Below are 18857 nucleotides of genomic sequence, written 5' to 3' on the forward strand. Positions count from 1 at the left end.
ATGTCGCGACTCGGCAGCATCGGCGCCCGGCTCTACCGAGGCGAGCTCGGCTACGACTTCATCGGTAAGCGCAAGATCTGGTACGGCGTCTCGATCCTGATCACCATCACGGCCATCCTCGGCCTGGCGGTCGGCGGCCTGAACATGGGCATCGAGTTCAAGGGCGGCGCGGTCTTCACGACCGACACCAAGGCCAAGATCTCCACCTCCCAGGCCCAGGAAGCGGCCGTCAAGGCGTCCGGCCACGAGGCGATCGTGCAGGAGCTCGGCAACGGCGGCCTGCGTATCCAGATCACCGAGGTCGACACCGCCAAGGCCGACGGCATCAAGACCCAGCTCTCCGACGACCTCGGCATCCCCGCGTCGAAGATCAACGCCGACCTGGTCGGCCCGAGCTGGGGCGAGCAGATCGCCAACAAGGCGTGGACCGGCCTCGGGATCTTCATGGTTCTCGTGGTGGTCTACCTGGCCATCGCCTTCGAGTGGCGGATGGCCGTCGCCGCCCTCGTGGCGCTGATCCACGACATCACCATCACGGTCGGTGTCTACGCCCTGGTCGGCTTCGAGGTCACCCCGGGCACCGTGATCGGTCTGCTCACCATCCTCGGTTACTCCCTCTACGACACGGTCGTCGTCTTCGACTCCCTCAAGGAGGGCCAGAAGGGGATCACCAAGCAGACCCGCTTCACCTACAGCGAGATCGCCAACAAGTCGATCAACGGCACGCTGGTGCGTTCCATCAACACCACCGTGGTCGCGCTCCTCCCCGTCGCCGGTCTGCTCTTCATCGGTGGCGGCGTCCTCGGCGCAGGCATGCTGAACGACATCTCGCTGTCGCTGTTCGTCGGCCTCGCGGCCGGCGCGTACTCCTCGATCTTCATCGCCACGCCGCTCGTGACCGACCTCAAGGAGCGCGAGCCGCAGATGAAGGCGCTCACCAAGCGCGTCCTCGCCAAGCGTGCCGCCGCCGCGGCCAAGGGCGAGTCCGAGGAGGACGACGAGCCGCAGCACACCGTCACCGCGGGCGCGGGAGCCGGCTCGTCGGCCTCGGTGATCGGACAGCGCCGCGAGCCCGGTGGCAGCGACGGCCGCGGTCAGGGGAAGCACCGATGACCGGCACCGAATCCGTCCGGGAGCTGCTGCTCAGCCGCATCCGTGACGTACCCGACTACCCGAAGCCGGGCGTCCTCTTCAAGGACATCACCCCGCTGCTCGCGGACCCGGTCGCCTTCTCGGCCCTGACCGACGCCCTCGCGGAGCTGTGCGTCAAGCACGGCGCCACCCGGATCGTCGGCCTCGAAGCGCGCGGGTTCATCCTCGCAGCGCCCGTCGCCGTCCGGGCCGGGCTCGGCTTCATCCCCGTGCGCAAGGCCGGAAAGCTGCCCGGAGCGACGCTCCGCCAGGCCTACGACCTTGAGTACGGCACCGCGGAGATCGAGGTGCACGCCGAGGACATCACCGGCGACGACCGGATCATGGTCATCGACGACGTCCTCGCCACCGGCGGCACCGCCGAAGCCTCGCTGGAGCTCATCCGGCGGGCGGGCGCGGAGGTCGCGGGCGTCGCGGTCCTCATGGAGCTCGGCTTCCTCGACGGCCGCAGCCGTCTGGAGCCCGCCCTCCAGGGGGCTCCGCTGGAGGCACTGATCACCGTCTGATCACCGCTGGGGCGTGTTCCGGAAGTCCGCCCGACCCGCCCTCCGGGCGGACGGCGCTCCTTTCGAAGCACGCCCCAGCGGTTGGTACGACCACGCGTGGGCACCCGGGGAACAAACCGGGTGCCCACGCGCGTTGTCAGGGCTTCCACGGTCCCCGGACGAGGAGCCACCGGTGGCTCGATACCATGGCCTTCCGGGTAGTCCGGATACGCACGAGGAGTGCCCTTGCCAGACGAGGCCAACGCAGCCGGAGCGCCGCAGCCGGAGAAGCCCGCGGCGGAGTCCGCCGCGCCCTCTCCCGCGGGCGAGACCCCCGGGGGACCCGGGACGCCGCCCGCCGCACCGGACGCCACCGGGCCCGAGAAACGGCCCGCTCCCGCCCTTCCGGCGCCGCCCGCCTCGAAGAACCCGGCCAGGCCCGTGAAGCCCGCCACCCCGGCGGGCCAGCCCGCCCGTACCGGCGGCTCCTCCAACCGGGTACGCGCCCGCCTCGCCCGACTGGGCGTACAGCGCTCCAGCCCGTACAACCCGGTCCTGGAACCGCTGCTGCGCACCGTCCGGCAGAACGACCCCAAGATCGAGACGGCCACGCTCCGGCAGATCGAGCGGGCCTACCAGGTCGCCGAGCGCTGGCACCGGGGGCAGAAGCGCAAGAGCGGCGACCCGTACATCACGCACCCGCTCGCGGTCACCACGATCCTCGCCGAGCTGGGCATGGATCCGGCCACCCTGATGGCGGGGCTGCTGCACGACACCGTCGAGGACACCGAGTACGGCCTGGACACCCTGCGCCGCGACTTCGGCGACCAGGTCGCGCTGCTCGTCGACGGTGTGACCAAGCTGGACAAGGTGAAGTTCGGCGAGGCCGCGCAGGCCGAGACCGTCCGCAAGATGGTCGTCGCGATGGCCAAGGACCCCCGGGTCCTCGTCATCAAGCTCGCCGACCGGCTGCACAACATGCGCACCATGCGGTACCTCAAGCGGGAGAAGCAGGAGAAGAAGGCCCGCGAGACGCTGGAGATCTACGCCCCGCTCGCCCACCGCCTGGGCATGAACACCATCAAGTGGGAGCTGGAGGACCTCGCTTTCGCGATCCTCTACCCCAAGATGTACGACGAGATCGTCCGCCTCGTCGCCGAGCGCGCGCCCAAGCGCGACGAGTACCTCGCCATAGTGACCGACGAGGTCCAGTCCGACCTGCGGGCCGCGCGCATCAAGGCCACCGTCACCGGCCGGCCGAAGCACTACTACAGCGTCTACCAGAAGATGATCGTGCGCGGCCGCGACTTCGCCGAGATCTACGACCTGGTGGGCATCCGCGTCCTCGTGGACACCGTCCGCGACTGCTACGCGGCGCTCGGCACCGTGCACGCGCGATGGAACCCGGTCCCCGGCCGGTTCAAGGACTACATCGCGATGCCCAAGTTCAACATGTACCAGTCGCTGCACACCACGGTCATCGGCCCCAGCGGCAAGCCCGTCGAACTCCAGATCCGCACGTTCGACATGCACCGCCGCGCCGAGTACGGCATCGCCGCGCACTGGAAGTACAAGCAGGAGGCCGTCGCCGGGGCGTCCAAGGTCCGCACCGACGTACCCAAGAGCACCAGCGGCGGACGCAGCCAGGACACCGTCAACGACATGGCGTGGCTGCGCCAGCTCCTGGACTGGCAGAAGGAGACCGAGGACCCCAGCGAGTTCCTGGAGTCGCTCCGCTTCGACCTCTCGCGCAACGAGGTCTTCGTCTTCACGCCGAAGGGCGACGTGATAGCGCTGCCGGCCGGTGCGACCCCCGTCGACTTCGCGTACGCCGTCCACACCGAGGTCGGCCACCGGACGATAGGAGCGCGTGTCAACGGGCGGCTCGTCCCGCTCGAATCGACGCTCGACAACGGCGACCTGGTGGAGGTCTTCACCTCCAAGGCGGCCGGCGCCGGACCCTCCCGGGACTGGCTCGGCTTCGTCAAGTCGCCCCGGGCCAGGAACAAGATCCGGGCCTGGTTCTCCAAGGAGCGCCGCGACGAGGCCATCGAGCAGGGCAAGGACGCCATCGCCCGCGCGATGCGCAAGCAGAACCTGCCGATCCAGCGCATCCTGACCGGCGACTCCCTGGTCACCCTCGCGCACGAGATGCGCTACCCCGACATCTCGTCGCTGTACGCGGCGATCGGCGAGGGCCACGTCACCGCCGCCGGTGTCGTGCAGAAGCTGGTGCAGGCCCTCGGCGGCGAGGAGGCAGCCAACGAGGACCTCGCCGAGAGCGCGCCGCCCTCGCGCGGCCGGAGCAAGCGCCGGGCGAACAACGACCCCGGGGTCGTCGTCAAGGGGGTCGACGACGTCTGGGTCAAGCTGGCCCGCTGCTGCACCCCCGTGCCCGGCGACCCCATCATCGGGTTCGTCACCCGGGGCAGCGGCGTCTCGGTCCACCGCGCGGACTGCGTCAACGTCGACTCGCTGTCGCAGCAACCGGAACGCATCCTCGAAGTCGAGTGGGCGGCGACCCAGTCCTCCGTCTTCCTGGTCGCCATCCAGGTCGAGGCGCTGGACCGCTCGCGGCTCCTCTCGGACGTCACCCGCGTCCTGTCCGACCAGCACGTCAACATCCTGTCGGCGGCCGTGCAGACCTCCCGCGACCGGGTGGCCACCTCCCGGTTCACCTTCGAGATGGGCGACCCGAAGCACCTGGGCCACGTCCTGAAGGCCGTACGCGGCGTCGAGGGCGTCTACGACGTCTACCGGGTCACCTCGGCCCGGAGGCCGTGAGCGGGTGACCTGACACCGAGAAGGGGCTCCTCGTACGCGTCTCGCGTACGAGGAGCCCCTTTCCCGTGTCACACGGAGGACGGACGGACCGTCAGCCGCCGAACTCCTCCAGGCCCTTCAGCGCCTGGTCCAGCAGCGCCTGCCGGCCTTCGAGCTCGCGGGCGAGCTTGTCGGCACGGGCGTTGTTGCCCGAGGCGCGGGCGGTGTCGATCTGACCGCGCAGCTTGTCCACGGCGGCCTGGAGCTGACCGGTCAGCCCCGCGGCACGCGCACGCGCCTCGGGGTTGGTCCGGCGCCACTCCGACTCCTCGGCCTCCTGGAGCGCCCGCTCCACGGCGTGCACCCGGCCCTCGACCTTCGGCCGGGCGTCGCGCGGCACGTGGCCGATGGCCTCCCAGCGCTCGTTGATGGACCGGAAGGCCGCACGGGCAGCCTTGAGGTCCGTCACCGGCACCAGCTTCTCGGCCTCGGTGGCGAGCTCCTCCTTGAGCTTGAGGTTCTCGCCCTGCTCCGCGTCGCGTTCGGCGAAGGTCGCGCTCCGGGCGGCGAAGAAGACGTCCTGCGCGCCGCGGAAGCGGCCCCACAGCTCGTCCTCGGCCTCGCGCTGGGCGCGGCCCGCCGCCTTCCACTCCGTCATCAGGTCGCGGTACCGGGCCGCGGTGTCGCCCCACTCCGTCGAGCCGGAGAGCGACTCGGCCTCGGCGACCAGCTTCTCCTTGACCTTGCGGGCCTCCTCGCGCTGGGCGTCCAGCGAGGCGAAGTGTGCCTTGCGGCGCTTGGAGAACGCGGACCGGGCGTGCGAGAAGCGGTGCCACAGCTCGTCGTCCGACTTGCGGTCGAGCCTCGGCAGGCCCTTCCACGTGTCGACGAGGGCCCGCAGCCGCTCACCGGCGGAACGCCACTGCTCGCTCTGCGCCAGCTCCTCGGCCTCGGCGACCAGCTTCTCCTTGGCCTGCTTGGCCTCGTCGGTCTGCTTCGCCTTCTGGACCTTGCGCTCCTCGCGGCGTGAGTCGACCGTCGCGACGAGCGCGTCCAGCCGGGTACGCAGCGCGGCGAGGTCACCCACGGCGTGGTGCTCGTCCACCTGCGTCCGCAGGTGGTCGATCGCCGCCGTCGCGTCCTTGGACGACAGGTCGGTGGTCTTCACCCGCTTCTCGAGGAGGCCGATCTCGACCACCAAGCCCTCGTACTTGCGCTCGAAATAGGCCAGCGCCTCCTCGGGCGTTCCGGCCTGCCACGATCCGACGACCTGCTCGCCCTCGGAAGTACGCACGTACACGGTGCCCGTCTCGTCGACACGGCCCCACGGGTCGCTGCTCACAGCGCCTCCTCCACCTGATACCTGCGAGGGGGTGGGCCCCCCGGGCATCGTCCACAGTTTCCTGGGGCGGGCCGCGCCCGCCCTGCACCACGCCAATCTAGGCGACCGGCGGCCCGGCTGTCCGCACTCAGCACGGCTGGATTTCTCCGGTACGGGCCGGTCCAGGCCCCTCCGGGCGTTCGTACCGGGCATTTGCGGCACCTCTGACAACACGGAGCCCCGGCCACCGGGTCGACCGGCCGCCGGGGCTCCGCGGAGCGGGGTGGCTCACTCCTTCTCGACGGTCACCTTCGAGACGTTCACGGCCTTCTTCGGCGCACCGTCGGTGGCACCGCCGTCGACGCCGGCCTTGGCGATCTCCTGGACGGCCTTCAGCGAGGCGTCGTCCATCGTGCCGAACGGGGTGTACGTCGGGGGCAGCTTGGAGTCCTTGTACACGAGGAAGTACTGGCTGCCGCCGGTGTGCGCCTGGCCCGTGTTGGCCATGGCGACCGTGCCCGCCGGGAACGTCACCGTACCGTCGGCGCCCGCCTTGCCGAGAGCGGTGAGGTTCTCGTCCGGGATGGTGTAGCCGGGACCGCCGGTGCCGTCGCCGTTGGGGTCGCCGCACTGGAGGACGAAGATGCCCTCCGTCACGAGGCGGTGGCACTTCGTCCCGTCGAAGAACTTCTTGTCCGCGAGGTACTTGAACGAGTTCGTCGTGTGCGGGGTCTTCGACGCGTCCATGGTGAACTTCAGGTCGCCCTGGTCCGTCTTGACGTCCATCGCGTACGTGGCCGTCCTGTCGATCGTGACCTCGGGCTCGGGCGCCGCGCTCTCACTGGCGGACGGCGACGGAGACGCGGACGCGGAGGCGCTCGCGGTGGCCTGGACCTTCTTGTCGCCGTCGTCGTCGTTCCCCACGGTCACGTAGGTGACCACGCCTATGACGACGACCACGGCCACCGCGGAGGAGATTATGGCGGTGAGCCGCCGGGTGCGCCGTCGCGCCTCCTCCCGGCGCTGCTGCTGCCGCTCGTACTTCTCCCGGGCGAGCTGCCGCCGCCGCTGATCGCTGCTGACCACCGGATGGTCTCCTTGTACGTTCGTATGGTTGGGGCCTGGGCTGCCCGTACCGTATATGGGTTAGCTGTGGAATGAGGAGCGCCGGTAGGCTCTGATCGGCCGCGCAGGCTGCAGCGGCCCCTTTTCCACCGGACTGACCGCCCGGCGAACACCGGACCGAACCGCCGCGCGAACGCCGGACCGACGCCGTACCGAACGAAGGACGATCGTGCTCATTGCCGGGTTTCCCGCCGGGGCCTGGGGGACCAACTGCTATCTGGTCGCCCCCGCCGCCGGCGAGGAGTGCGTGATCATCGACCCGGGCCACCAGGCCACCCAGGGAGTCGAGGACGCGCTCCGGAAGCATCGGCTCAAGCCCGTCGCGGTCGTGCTCACCCACGGACACATCGACCACGTCGCCTCGGTCGTCCCGCTCTGCGGCTCCCACGACGTGCCCGCCTGGATCCACCCCCGGGACCGCTACATGATGAGCGACCCGGAGAAGGCCCTCGGCCGCTCCATCGGGATGCCGCTCATGGGCGAGCTGACCATCGGCGAGCCGGACGACGTGAAGGAGCTCACCGACGGCGCGCGTCTGGAGCTGGCCGGACTGGAGTTCGGTGTCGCGCACGCCCCCGGTCATACGAAGGGGTCGGTGACGTTCAGGATGCCCGAGGCCGGCGACGTACCGCCGGTCCTCTTCTCGGGCGACCTGCTCTTCGCCGGCTCCGTCGGACGCACCGACCTGCCCGGCGGCGACCACGCCGAGCTGCTCGAGTCGCTGGCCCGCGTGTGCCTGCCGCTCGACGACTCGACCGTGGTGCTGTCCGGCCACGGCCCCCAGACCACCATCGGCCGCGAGCGCGCCGCCAACCCGTTCCTGAACGGGCTGGACGCGCCGCGCCGCGGAATGTGACGAAAGATCCTTCCTGTGAGTACTTTCCAGGCCCCCAAGGGCACCTACGACCTCATCCCGCCGGACTCCGCGAAGTTCCTGGCGGTCCGTGAGGCCATCTCCGCCCCGCTGCGCAGCTCCGGGTACGGCTACATCGAGACCCCGGGCTTCGAGGACGTGAACCTCTTCGCCCGCGGCGTCGGCGAGTCCACCGACATCGTCACCAAGGAGATGTACACCCTCACCACCAAGGGCGGCGACGAGCTCGCACTGCGCCCCGAGGGCACCGCCTCCGTGCTGCGCGCCGCGCTGGAGGCCAACCTCCACAAGGCCGGAAACCTGCCGGTCAAGCTCTGGTACTCCGGCTCGTACTACCGCTACGAGCGTCCGCAGAAGGGCCGCTACCGCCACTTCTCGCAGGTCGGCGCCGAGGCCATCGGCACCGAGGACCCGGTGCTCGACGCCGAGCTGATCATCCTGGCCGACCAGGCGTACCGCTCGCTGGGCCTGACCGGGTTCCGCATCCTGCTGAACTCGCTCGGCGACAAGGAGTGCCGCCCGGTCTACCGCGAGGCGCTCCAGGGCTTCCTGCGCGACCTCGACCTCGACGAGGAGACCCGCCGCCGCATCGAGATCAACCCGCTGCGGGTGCTCGACGACAAGCGGGCCGAGGTGCAGAAGCAGCTCGGCGGCGCCCCGAAGCTCGGCGACTACCTCTGCGACGCCTGCAAGGCGTACCACGAAGAGGTGCGCGGCCTGCTGACCGCCGCCGGAGTCGCGTACGAGGACGACGAGAAGCTCGTCCGTGGCCTCGACTACTACACCCGCACCACCTTCGAGTTCGTCCACGACGGACTGGGCTCGCAGTCCGCGGTGGGCGGCGGCGGCCGGTACGACGGCCTCTCCGAGATGATCGGCGGCCCCGCGCTGCCGTCCGTCGGCTGGGCGCTCGGCGTGGACCGCACGGTGCTGGCCCTGGAGGCCGAGGGAATCGAGCTGGACATCCCCGCCGCGACCAGCGTGTACGCCGTACCGCTGGGCGATGAGGCCCGCCGGGTGCTCTTCGGCGTGGTGACCGCGCTGCGCAAGGAGGGCATCGCCGCCGACTTCGCGTTCGGCGGCCGGGGCCTCAAGGGCGCGATGAAGAGCGCCAACCGCTCGGGGGCGCGCTGGACGATCGTCGCCGGCGAGCGCGACCTCGCCGAGGGGCTGGTCCAGCTCAAGGACATGGAGTCGGGCGAGCAGACGGCGGTTCCGCTGGACGGCATCACCGAAGCCGTCCGCACGCGCCTCGCCTGAGCGGCGCGGCCGTACGTACGCGGGAGGGGCGGCCCGGTCGGACGACCGGGCCGCCCCTCGGCGTATCCGCGTCCCCGGGCCGCCTCCCGCCGTCCGGGCACGCCCCGCGCTGTCAACCTCGCGCTTCGCACGTCATTCGCCAGGGCGATACCGGTCCGCGTATCCGGTGAGCGACGGTGACGTTCCGATCCGTCCCGCCGGACGCGTTCCGCCACGCCAGAGCCGTGAACCCCACCCGTCCCCGGGGGAAAGGGCGCCCGGCCGTCGTACGTCCTTATGCCGATCGAACGGAAGACCCGAACGGTGGTACGGCAGAATGACCGTGCCCGGTCGGACACTCAGCGATGGAACGGCGATATGACGACTGCAGCGGTAGATCACCACTCCTCGACCCAGGCCGAGAGCGGCGGAAGGACCATCGGGAGCGGCCGCGCCCTCGCGCTGCTGCTGGTGATCACGGGGGCGGCCGGACTGCTGGCCGCCTGGGTCATCACCATCGACAAGTTCAAGCTCCTGGAAGACCCCGGCTTCACGCCGGGCTGCAGCCTCAACCCGGTGGTCGCCTGCGGCAACGTGATGAAGAGCGAGCAGGCGTCCGCCTTCGGGTTCCCGAACCCGATGATCGGACTCGTCGCCTACTCCGTGGTGATCGGCATCGGCATGGCGCTGCTCGCCGGAGCCCGGTTCCGCTCCTGGTACTGGCTCGGCCTCAACGCCGGCACGCTCTTCGGCGTCGGCTTCTGCACCTGGCTCCAGTACCAGTCGCTGTACAACATCAACTCGCTCTGCCTCTGGTGCTGCCTGGCCTGGGTCGCCACGATCTTCATGTTCTGCTACGTCACCATCCACAACGTGAAGCACCGCATCCTGCCCGCGCCGTCCTGGCTGCGGAACGGCCTCGTCGAATTCCACTGGGCGCCCCCGGTGCTCTGGATCGGCATCATCGGCATGCTGATCCTGACCCGCTGGTGGGACTTCTGGACCAGCTGACCGGCCCGCCCGCACCGACAGGGCGCCGGGGCCGCAGTCCGGGCCCCGGGCGGCGGCCCCGGCGCCCTGTCGGTGCGGTGGCTTAGGCTTCCTGACGTGGAGCCCGATCTTTTTACCGCAGCAGCCGAAGAACGCCAGGAGAAGGACCCGTCGAGCAGCCCCCTCGCTGTCCGGATGCGCCCCCGGGTCCTGGACGAGGTGGTCGGCCAGCAGCATCTGCTGAAGCAGGGCTCCCCGCTGCGCCGGCTCGTCGGCGAGGGCAGCGGTGGCCCGGCCGGCCCGTCCTCGGTGATCCTCTGGGGCCCGCCCGGCACCGGCAAGACCACCCTCGCCTACGTGGTCAGCAAGGCCACCAACAAGCGCTTCGTCGAACTCTCCGCCATCACCGCCGGCGTCAAGGAGGTCCGGGCCGTCATCGATGGTGCCCGCCGGGCCACCGGCGGCTTCGGCAAGGAGACCGTCCTCTTCCTCGACGAGATCCACCGCTTCTCCAAGGCCCAGCAGGACTCCCTGCTCCCCGCCGTCGAGAACCGCTGGGTCACCCTCATCGCCGCGACCACCGAGAACCCGTACTTCTCCATCATCTCGCCGCTGCTGTCCCGCTCGCTGCTCCTCACCCTGGAGCCGCTCACCGACGACGATCTGCGCGCCCTGCTGCACCGCGCCCTCGACGAGGAACGCGGACTCGGCGGCGCGCTGACACTCGCCGAGGACGCGGAGGCCCACCTGCTGCGCATCGCGGGCGGAGACGCCCGCCGCGCGCTCACCGCGCTGGAGGCCGCCGCCGGGGCCGCCCTGGCGAAGCACGAGCCGGCGATCACCCTCTCCACGGTCGAGGAGACGGTCGACCGGGCCGCCGTGAAGTACGACCGGGACGGCGACCAGCACTACGACGTGGCGAGCGCCCTGATCAAGTCGATCCGCGGCTCGGACGTGGACGCCGCGCTGCACTACCTGGCGCGCATGATCGAGGCGGGGGAGGACCCCCGGTTCATCGCCCGCCGGCTGATGATCTCGGCCAGCGAGGACATCGGTCTCGCCGACCCGACCGCTCTGCCCACGGCCGTGGCCGCCGCCCAGGCCGTCGCCCTGATCGGTTTCCCCGAGGCGGCTCTCACCCTCAGTCACGCCACCATCGCGCTGGCTCTCGCCCCCAAGTCGAACGCCGCCACCCTGGCGATCATGGCCGCCCGGGAGGACGTCCGGAAGGGACTGGCCGGCCCGGTCCCGGCCCATCTGCGCGACGGCCACTACGCGGGCGCCGCCAAACTGGGGCACGCCCAGGGGTACGTCTACCCGCACGACGTCCCCGGCGCCATCGCCGCCCAGGAGTACGCCCCCGAGGCGGTGCGGGGCCGCCAGTACTACACCCCCACCCGGTACGGCGCCGAGGCGCGGTACGCCGACGTGGCCGACCGGGTCCGCGAGCGCCTCGGCCGCACCGGCCCCGACGCCGGCTGACCCGGCGGAAGCGGCCGGCGAGGCCGTACCGGGACAGGTCACACCCGCCCGCGGTACGAGCGGCTCCGAGGAGCAGGTAGTCTGTAGACGAGTTCGTGTGCGTTCGGGTTGCTGACGGCAGCCCGACGGTCTTCAAGCCCGCTGGGACGCGGCTGACCACGATCAGATCGGCCTTCCGTCGCTTACGGCACCCTTGTGCGTGCCGTCGCTGCTTCGTGACGTCCGTGATGTGTCGTGGTGTTCCCAGGGTGAGAAGCGCGATCTCCCCACTGAGGTAAACCCCTACAACGGAGGTCTGGAGAACGTGCCTAACCAGTCGCGTCCCAAGGTCAAGAAGTCGCGTGCCCTCGGCATCGCTCTGACGCCCAAGGCTGTCAAGTACTTCGAAGCGCGTCCGTACCCGCCGGGCGAGCACGGCCGTGGCCGCAAGCAGAACTCGGACTACAAGGTCCGTCTGCTGGAGAAGCAGCGCCTGCGTGCGCAGTACGACATCAGCGAGCGCCAGATGGCGCGCGCGTACGACCGCGCCAAGAAGGCCGAAGGCAAGACCGGCGAGGCGCTCGTCGTCGAGCTGGAGCGCCGCCTCGACGCCCTGGTCCTGCGTTCGGGCATCGCCCGCACCATCTACCAGGCCCGTCAGATGGTCGTGCACGGCCACATCGAGGTCAACGGTGGCAAGGTCGACAAGCCGTCCTTCCGCGTGCGCCCGGACGACATCGTCCAGGTCCGCGAGCGCAGCCGCTCCAAGGTCCCCTTCCAGGTGGCCCGCGAGGGTGGTTACGACACCGACGGTGAGACCCCGCGCTACCTCCAGGTGAACCTGAAGGCCCTGGCCTTCCGCCTGGACCGGGACCCGAACCGCAAGGAAATCCCGGTCATCTGCGACGAGCAGCTCGTCGTCGAGTACTACGCCCGCTGATCCAGGCGCAGCGCTCGCATCAGAGCTCGGGCCCGCCCCTCTCGGTCATCCGGGAGGCGGCGGGCCTTCGCGTTTCCCCGGGCGCCGGGGCCTTCGCCCGAGGGCTGCCCTCCGACGGCGGGGAACCCTCCGCGGGACCCGGGGGCCCGCCGGCCAGCGCGCGCCGGGCCGCGGTGTCGAAGTCCAGCAGCGCCCCGGCCCGTACGGCGGCGTCGTAGGCGGCGTCCCCCAGCTCCCGGCGGGCCCGCCCGGCGCACTCCGCGCGCGGAGTGCCGTAATGGGCCGAGCCGAAGACCGGTACCCCCACGGACGGCCAGATCGACGACGCGGCCCCCTGGAGCACGGCCGCCTCCGTCGCGTCGCCCTCCATGACGGTCAGCAGCGCCAGCAGTTCGAGGCAGATGGCGACGCCCAGCAGATCGTGGAACCGGTGGCCGGTGGCCAGCGCCTCCAGGACCATCCGGCGGCACTGTCCGAGGCGGCCCTCCCGCAGTGCCAGGTAGGCCAGGACGTACAGCGCGTACGCGCGGACCCACCGCTCCCCGTGGTCCTCGCAGATCTCGGCCACCTCCCGGCAGTTGGCGGCCGCGTCCTCCGGATCCCCCAGGAACACCCGCGCCATGCCCAGCTCCACCTGGGCCATCAGGACGTTGCTGTTCAGCTCGCCCACCTCGCGATAGCGCGCCAGCGCGTCGCGCAGCAACTCCTCCGCGCGCACCAGGTCGTCGGTGACCAGGGCCAGGCAGCCCGTCCGGTGCACCGCGTACGCGGCCGCCGTCTCGTCCCCGGACTGCTCCGCTCCGTCCCGGCATGCCTGGAGCGCGGAGATCGCGCCGATCGCGTCGCCCTGGAGCACCGCCACGTACCCGAGTACCCACTGCGCCTTCAGCCGCGACGGATCGTGGCCGGCCTCCTCGTCGAGCACGTGCTCCAGCCAGTACCGGCCCTCGGCCAGCCGCCCGCAGCCGACCCAGAAGTACCAGAGGGTCCCCGCCAGGTACTGCGCGAGGTGGACCTCCTCCGACGACTCCAGCGAGCACTCCATCGCCCGGCGGAGATTGGGGAGTTCGCACTCGATACGGGCCGCCACCACCTCCTGCCGGGGCGAGAACCAGTCCAGCTCGCACCAGGTCGCGAGCCCGAGGAACCAGTCCCGGTGCCGCCGCCGCAGGCGTTCCGCGTCCCCGGTGGCCGACAGCCACTGCGCCCCGTACTCGCGGATCGTGTCCAGCAGCCGGTAGCGGGTGCCGGCGGAGGAGTCCTCGCGCACCACCACGGACTGGGCCAGGAGCGCGTCCAGCACGTCCAGTACGGTGTCGGCCGGCAGGTCCGGGCCGCCGCAGATGTACTCCGCGGCCTCCAGGTCGAACTGTCCGGCGAAGACCGACAGCCGCGCCCAGAGCAGCCGTTCCCCGGGCGCGCACAGCTCGTGGCTCCAGCCGATCGCCGTCCGCAGGGTCTGGTGGCGCGGCGGGGCGCTCCGGCTGCCGCCCGTCAGCAGCCGGAACCTGTCGTCCAGCCGCTGGAGGATCTGCTCCGGCGCGAGCGCCCGCATCCGCCCGGCGGCGAGCTCCAGGGCGAGCGGAATGCCGTCGAGCCGCCGGCACAGCTCCCGTACGGTCTCCCGGACCGCGCCGGTGAGCGCGAAGCCGGGGCGGACGGCCGCCGCGCGGGCGGCGAACAGCTCCAGCGCGTCCTCGTCGCCCATCGGCGCGAGCGGGTGGAGCACCTCGCCGTCCACCCTCAGCGGGAGGCGGCCCGCGGCCAGCACCCGCAGCCGCGGCGCCCGGCGCAGCAGCTCCTGGACCAGGTCCGCGCAGGCCCCCACGTGCTGCTCGTACCCGTCGAGGACCAGCAGCACCTCACGGTCGGCGAGATGGTCGAGCAGGATCGCCCGGGGCGGCCTGAGGGTGTGGTCGGTAAGCCCCAGTGCGTCGACCACCGCGTGCTCCAGCAGGTCGGCGTCGCCCAGGCCGGAGAGCTCGGCGACGCCGACCCCGTGGCAGTACCGTTTCTCCAGGAGCGAGGCGAGGCGCACCGCGCACCGGGTCTTCCCGACGCCGGCCACGCCGGCCACGGTGACCAGCCGGGATTCCTCCAGCAGGGAGCCGAGAGCGGCGAGATCGTCGTGGCGTCCGACGAAGGGATTCAGCTCCGCGGGCAGCCCGCCGCGGCGGGGGGAGTGCCCGGAGCCCTGATCGTCGGGTTCGGGGGACCGGCCCTGAAGGCGTCGCATGAAACACGCAGAGTACTGGTTCGGAAGCGCTGCGTACAAACTTCTCTCCGGAACCCCGCCGCGGCCACCGGTAATGCGGTACGGGGCGTGACGCCCGGCGCGATAGGCTCGTGGGAACGACGACTGGCCGGGTGGCGGGCTCGCGCCCGGGCGCCGCGGCCGGTCCGAGCGGTGACAGGCCCCGCCGGCCGGGGCGAGCGACAAAAAGCAGGGAGCGGTGGACTGTGACCGGTGGAGAGGTGGCCGGGATCCTGGTGGCCGTCTTCTGGGCGATCCTGGTCTCGTTCCTCGCCGTGGTGCTGGTGAGGCTGGCCCAGACGCTCAGGGCTACCACCAAGCTCGTGGCGGACGTGACCGAACAGGCCGTGCCGCTGCTCGCCGACGCCTCCGCGACCGTACGCTCCGCACAGACCCAGCTGGACAAGGTCGACGCCATCGCGTCGGACGTCCAGGAGGTCACCTCCAACGCCTCCGCCCTCTCCACCACCGTCGCGTCGACCTTCGGCGGCCCCCTGGTGAAGGTCGCGGCCTTCGGCTACGGCGTCCGCCAGGCCCTCGGCCGCCGGACCGCGGCGGAGCCCGCGCGTGAGGGCGCGGCTGCCCGCCGTACCGTGGTCGTCGGACGAACCGTGCCGTCCGCCCGCAAGAAGCGGAGCGGGCGCAGCTCCCGCGGACAGAAGGACTGAACCAGCGATGTTCCGCCGAACCTTCTGGTTCACCGCCGGCGCAGCCGCCGGCGTGTGGGCCACCACCAAGGTGAACCGCAAGATCAAGCAGCTCAGCCCCGAGAGCCTCGCGGCGCAGGCCGCGGACAAGGCGATCGAGACCGGCCACCGGCTCAAGGACTTCGCCCTCGACGTGCGCGAGGGCATGGTCCGGCGCGAGGCCGAACTCGGCGGAGCGCTCGGCCTGGACGCACCGGTCGACCCGGAGCTTCCCGTACGGCACCACCGCGCCGTCGGAGGGGCCTCACCCGCACACCGCGCGGACGAGGCACCCCTGTACCGCACCCTCCCCTACAACTCGAACAACCGGAATGAGGACCACTGATGGAGTCGGCCGAAATTCGCCGTCGCTGGCTGAGCTACTTCGAGGAGCGCGGCCACACCGTCGTCCCTTCGGCGTCGCTCATCGCGGACGACCCGACTCTGCTGCTGGTCAACGCGGGCATGGTGCCCTTCAAGCCGTACTTCCTCGGTGAGGCCAAGCCGCCGGCCCCCCGCGCCACCAGCGTGCAGAAGTGCGTCCGTACCCCGGACATCGAAGAGGTCGGCAAGACCACCCGCCACGGCACGTTCTTCCAGATGTGCGGCAACTTCTCCTTCGGCGACTACTTCAAGGAAGGCGCCATCAAGCACGCCTGGGAGCTGCTCACCAGCTCCGTGGCGGACGGCGGCTACGGCCTGGAGCCGGAGAAGCTCTGGATCACCGTCTACCTCGACGACGACGAGGCCGAGACGATCTGGCGCGACGTGATCGGCGTGCCCTCCGAGCGCATCCAGCGCCTCGGCAAGAAGGACAACTTCTGGTCCATGGGCGTCCCCGGCCCCTGCGGCCCCTGCTCCGAGATCAACTACGACCGCGGCCCCGAGTTCGGCGTCGAGGGCGGCCCGGCCGTCAACGACGAGCGCTACGTGGAGATCTGGAACCTGGTCTTCATGCAGTACGAGCGCGGCGCCGGCGACGGCAAGGAGGACTTCCCGATCCTCGGGGACCTGCCGTCCAAGAACATCGACACCGGTCTCGGCCTCGAGCGCCTCGCGATGATCCTGCAGGGCGTGCAGAACATGTACGAGACCGACACCCTGCGCGTCGTCATGGACAAGGCCACCGAGCTCACCGGCGTCCGCTACGGCGCCGCGCACACCACGGACGTCTCCATGCGCGTGGTCGCCGACCACATGCGCACCTCCGTCATGCTCATCGGCGACGGCGTCACCCCGGGCAACGAGGGCCGCGGCTACGTGCTGCGCCGCATCATGCGCCGCGCCATCCGCAACATGCGGCTCATGGGCGCCTCCGGCGCCGTCGTGCAGGACCTGATCGACGTCGTCATCGACACGATGGGGCAGCAGTACCCGGAGCTCCTGACCGACCGCAAGCGCATCGAGACGGTCGCGCTCGCCGAGGAGACCGCCTTCCTGAAGGCCCTCAAGGGCGGCACCAACATCCTGGAGACCGCCGTCACCGAGACCAAGGCCGCGGGCGGCCAGGTCCTCGCCGGCGACAAGGCGTTCCTGCTCCACGACACCTGGGGCTTCCCGATCGACCTGACCCTGGAGATGGCCGCCGAGCAGGGCCTGGCCGTAGACGAGGACGGCTTCCGCCGCCTCATGCAGGAGCAGCGCGACAAGGCCAAGGCCGACGCCCGCGCCAAGAAGACCGGCCACGCCGACCTCTCCGCCTACCGCGAGGTCGCCGACGCCGCCGGCGCCACGGAGTTCACCGGCTACACGACCACCATGGGCGAGTCGACCGTCGTCGGCCTCCTCGTCAACGGCGTGCCCTCGCCCGCCGCGACCGAGGGCGACGAGGTGGAGGTCGTCCTCGACCGCACCCCGTTCTACGCCGAGGGCGGCGGCCAGCTCGCCGACACCGGCCGCATCCGCCTCGACAGCGGTGCCGTCGTGGAGGTCCGCGACGTCCAGAAGCCGGTCCCCGGTGTCAGCGTGCACAAGGGTGTCGTCCAGGTCGGCGAGGTGACCGTGGGCTCATCCGCGTACGCCACGATCGACGTGACGCGCCGCCGGGCCATCGCCCGCGCCCACTCCGCCACCCACCTCACCCACCAGGCGCTGCGCGACGCGCTGGGCCCGACGGCCGCCCAGGCCGGCTCGGAGAACTCCCCGGGCCGCTTCCGCTTCGACTTCGGCTCGCCCGCCGCCGTTCCCGGCACGGTCCTCGTCGACGTCGAGCAGAAGATCAACGAGGTCCTCTCCCGGGAGCTCGACGTCCAGGCCGAGGTCATGTCCATCGACGAGGCCAAGAAGCAGGGCGCCATCGCCGAGTTCGGCGAGAAGTACGGCGAGCGGGTCCGGGTCGTCACCATCGGGGACTTCTCCAAGGAGCTGTGCGGCGGCACCCACGTGCACAACACCGCCCAGCTGGGCCTGGTGAAGCTGCTCGGCGAGTCCTCCATCGGTTCCGGGGTGCGCCGTATCGAGGCCCTGGTGGGCGTGGACGCGTACAACTTCCTCGCCAAGGAGCACACGGTCGTCGCCCAGCTCCAGGAGCTGGTCAAGGGCCGTTCCGAGGAGCTGCCGGAGAAGATCTCCGCCATGCTCGGCAAGCTGAAGGACGCCGAGAAGGAGATCGAGAAGTTCCGCGCGGAGAAGGTCCTCCAGGCCGCCGCCGGACTCGTCGAGTCGGCCAAGGACGTACGCGGTGTCGCCCTGGTCACCGGCCAGGTGCCGGACGGCACCTCCGCCGACGACCTGCGCCGCCTGGTGCTCGACGTGCGCGGCCGCATCCAGGGCGGCCGGGCTGCCGTGGTCGCCCTCTTCACCACCGCCAACGGCCGCCCGCTGACGGTCATCGCCACCAACGAGGCCGCCCGCGAGCGCGGCCTCAAGGCCGGCGACCTGGTGCGCACGGCCGCCAAGACCCTCGGCGGCGGTGGCGGCGGCAAGCCGGACGTCGCCCAGGGCGGCGGCCAGAACCCCGAGGCCATCGGTGACGCCGTCGCCGCGGTCGAGCGCCTGGTCACCGAGACCGCATGACCGAGGAGAGTGCCCCGATGCGTCGCGGACGCAGGCTCGCGATCGACGTCGGGGACGCCCGGATCGGGGTCGCCTCGTGCGACCCCGACGGCATCCTGGCGACGCCGGTGGAGACCGTGCCGGGACGCGACGTCCCGGCCGCCCACCGGCGGCTCGGCCAGATCGTCGAGGAGTACGAACCGATCGAGGTCGTCATCGGCCTCCCCCGGTCGCTGGGCGGCGGTGAGGGTCCCGCCGCCGCGAAGATCCGTGCCTTCGCCCAGGTGTTCGCCCGTGCGGTCCACCCGCTGCCGGTCCGGCTGGTGGACGAGCGGATGAGCACGGTGACGGCGACCCAGGGGCTGCGCGCCTCGGGCGTCCGGTCCAAGAAGGGGCGGTCCGTCATCGACCAGGCCGCCGCCGTGGTGATCCTGCAGAATGCCCTGGAGTCCGAACGGGCGTCAGGGCGTGCGCCGGGCGAGGGCGTCGAAGTAGTGCTGTGATCGCGATACGGTAACGTTCCGCGCGATGCTGCGGTGTTCGACAGCCCGCACGGCAAGCGAAGAGACGGAA

15 protein-coding genes are annotated in these 18857 nt (G+C 71.1%); 12 read left to right on the plus strand and 3 right to left on the minus strand.

Annotated elements, in window-relative coordinates; translation table 11 throughout:
• The 3 genes from secF to ACWCSV_RS13175 all read left to right on the plus strand — a co-directional run bounded on the left by secF (position 1) and on the right by ACWCSV_RS13175 (position 4421).
• The gene (gene secF, locus ACWCSV_RS13165; RefSeq protein WP_451141549.1) at positions 1 to 1113 is read left to right on the plus strand and encodes a protein translocase subunit SecF; all 1113 of its coding nucleotides are present in this window, start codon (positions 1 to 3) and stop codon (positions 1111 to 1113) included.
• Entirely contained in the window at positions 1110 to 1658 is a 549-nt protein-coding gene (locus tag ACWCSV_RS13170; RefSeq protein WP_451141551.1) for an adenine phosphoribosyltransferase, read from the plus strand. Before secF ends, ACWCSV_RS13170 begins: the two co-directional genes overlap by 4 nt.
• 225 nt (positions 1659 to 1883) lie before the next feature.
• Positions 1884 to 4421 carry a RelA/SpoT family protein gene (locus ACWCSV_RS13175; RefSeq protein ID WP_451141553.1) on the plus strand — a complete coding sequence of 846 codons (2538 nt, stop codon included), beginning with the start codon at positions 1884 to 1886 and terminating at the stop codon, positions 4419 to 4421.
• A 91-nt stretch (positions 4422 to 4512) separates the two neighbouring features.
• Here the strand turns inward: ACWCSV_RS13175 and ACWCSV_RS13180 are convergent, their stop codons facing one another.
• Together ACWCSV_RS13180 and ACWCSV_RS13185 are read right to left on the minus strand one after the other, a co-directional pair.
• Complete coding sequence (locus ACWCSV_RS13180; RefSeq protein WP_451141555.1) at positions 4513 to 5742, minus strand: DUF349 domain-containing protein; 1230 nt, start codon at positions 5740 to 5742, stop codon at positions 4513 to 4515.
• A gap of 267 nt (positions 5743 to 6009) precedes the next feature.
• Positions 6010 to 6807, minus strand: a complete 798-nt coding sequence (locus tag ACWCSV_RS13185; RefSeq protein WP_451141557.1) for a peptidylprolyl isomerase — start codon at positions 6805 to 6807, stop codon at positions 6010 to 6012.
• A 208-nt stretch (positions 6808 to 7015) separates the two neighbouring features.
• Here ACWCSV_RS13185 and ACWCSV_RS13190 point away from each other — a divergent pair, with 208 nt between their 5' ends.
• From ACWCSV_RS13190 to rpsD, 5 genes are all read left to right on the plus strand, one after another.
• Positions 7016 to 7702 (plus strand): MBL fold metallo-hydrolase, encoded by a 687-nt coding sequence (locus ACWCSV_RS13190; RefSeq protein ID WP_328722750.1) that lies wholly within the window; start codon positions 7016 to 7018, stop codon positions 7700 to 7702.
• A 15-nt stretch (positions 7703 to 7717) separates the two neighbouring features.
• Entirely contained in the window at positions 7718 to 8980 is a 1263-nt protein-coding gene (gene hisS / locus ACWCSV_RS13195; RefSeq protein ID WP_451141559.1) for a histidine--tRNA ligase, read from the plus strand.
• Between the two features lie 357 nt (positions 8981 to 9337).
• Entirely contained in the window at positions 9338 to 9970 is a 633-nt protein-coding gene (locus tag ACWCSV_RS13200; RefSeq protein WP_327174703.1) for a vitamin K epoxide reductase family protein, read from the plus strand.
• 96 nt (positions 9971 to 10066) lie between these two features.
• Positions 10067 to 11431: a replication-associated recombination protein A gene (locus ACWCSV_RS13205; protein WP_451141561.1), complete on the plus strand. Its 1365-nt coding sequence runs from the start codon at positions 10067 to 10069 to the stop codon at positions 11429 to 11431.
• A 304-nt stretch (positions 11432 to 11735) separates the two neighbouring features.
• Positions 11736 to 12350 carry a 30S ribosomal protein S4 gene (rpsD, locus tag ACWCSV_RS13210; RefSeq protein ID WP_003970343.1) on the plus strand — a complete coding sequence of 205 codons (615 nt, stop codon included), beginning with the start codon at positions 11736 to 11738 and terminating at the stop codon, positions 12348 to 12350.
• A 19-nt stretch (positions 12351 to 12369) separates the two neighbouring features.
• Here the strand turns inward: rpsD and ACWCSV_RS13215 are convergent, their stop codons facing one another.
• Positions 12370 to 14586, minus strand: coding sequence for an ATP-binding protein (locus ACWCSV_RS13215; protein ID WP_451141563.1), 2217 nt, complete (start codon positions 14584 to 14586; stop codon positions 12370 to 12372).
• Positions 14587 to 14825: 239 nt separating this feature from the next.
• On the opposite strand from ACWCSV_RS13215, the gene ACWCSV_RS13220 reads away from it, so the two are divergent.
• From ACWCSV_RS13220 to ruvX, 4 genes are read left to right on the plus strand one after another with little or no spacing between them, the layout of a single operon-like run.
• Positions 14826 to 15272 carry a DUF948 domain-containing protein gene (locus ACWCSV_RS13220; RefSeq protein WP_451141785.1) on the plus strand — a complete coding sequence of 149 codons (447 nt, stop codon included), beginning with the start codon at positions 14826 to 14828 and terminating at the stop codon, positions 15270 to 15272.
• Between the two features lie 7 nt (positions 15273 to 15279).
• Positions 15280 to 15636, plus strand: coding sequence for a DUF6167 family protein (locus ACWCSV_RS13225; RefSeq protein ID WP_451141565.1), 357 nt, complete (start codon positions 15280 to 15282; stop codon positions 15634 to 15636).
• Positions 15636 to 18305: an alanine--tRNA ligase gene (gene alaS, locus ACWCSV_RS13230; protein ID WP_451141567.1), complete on the plus strand. Its 2670-nt coding sequence runs from the start codon at positions 15636 to 15638 to the stop codon at positions 18303 to 18305. Before ACWCSV_RS13225 ends, alaS begins: the two co-directional genes overlap by 1 nt.
• Positions 18302 to 18787, plus strand: coding sequence for a Holliday junction resolvase RuvX (gene ruvX, locus ACWCSV_RS13235; RefSeq protein WP_328722757.1), 486 nt, complete (start codon positions 18302 to 18304; stop codon positions 18785 to 18787). The genes alaS and ruvX overlap by 4 nt, the downstream gene beginning before the upstream one ends.
• Positions 18788 to 18857 lie beyond the last annotated feature (70 nt).

The organism is Streptomyces sp. NPDC001770, from assembly GCF_053596135.1.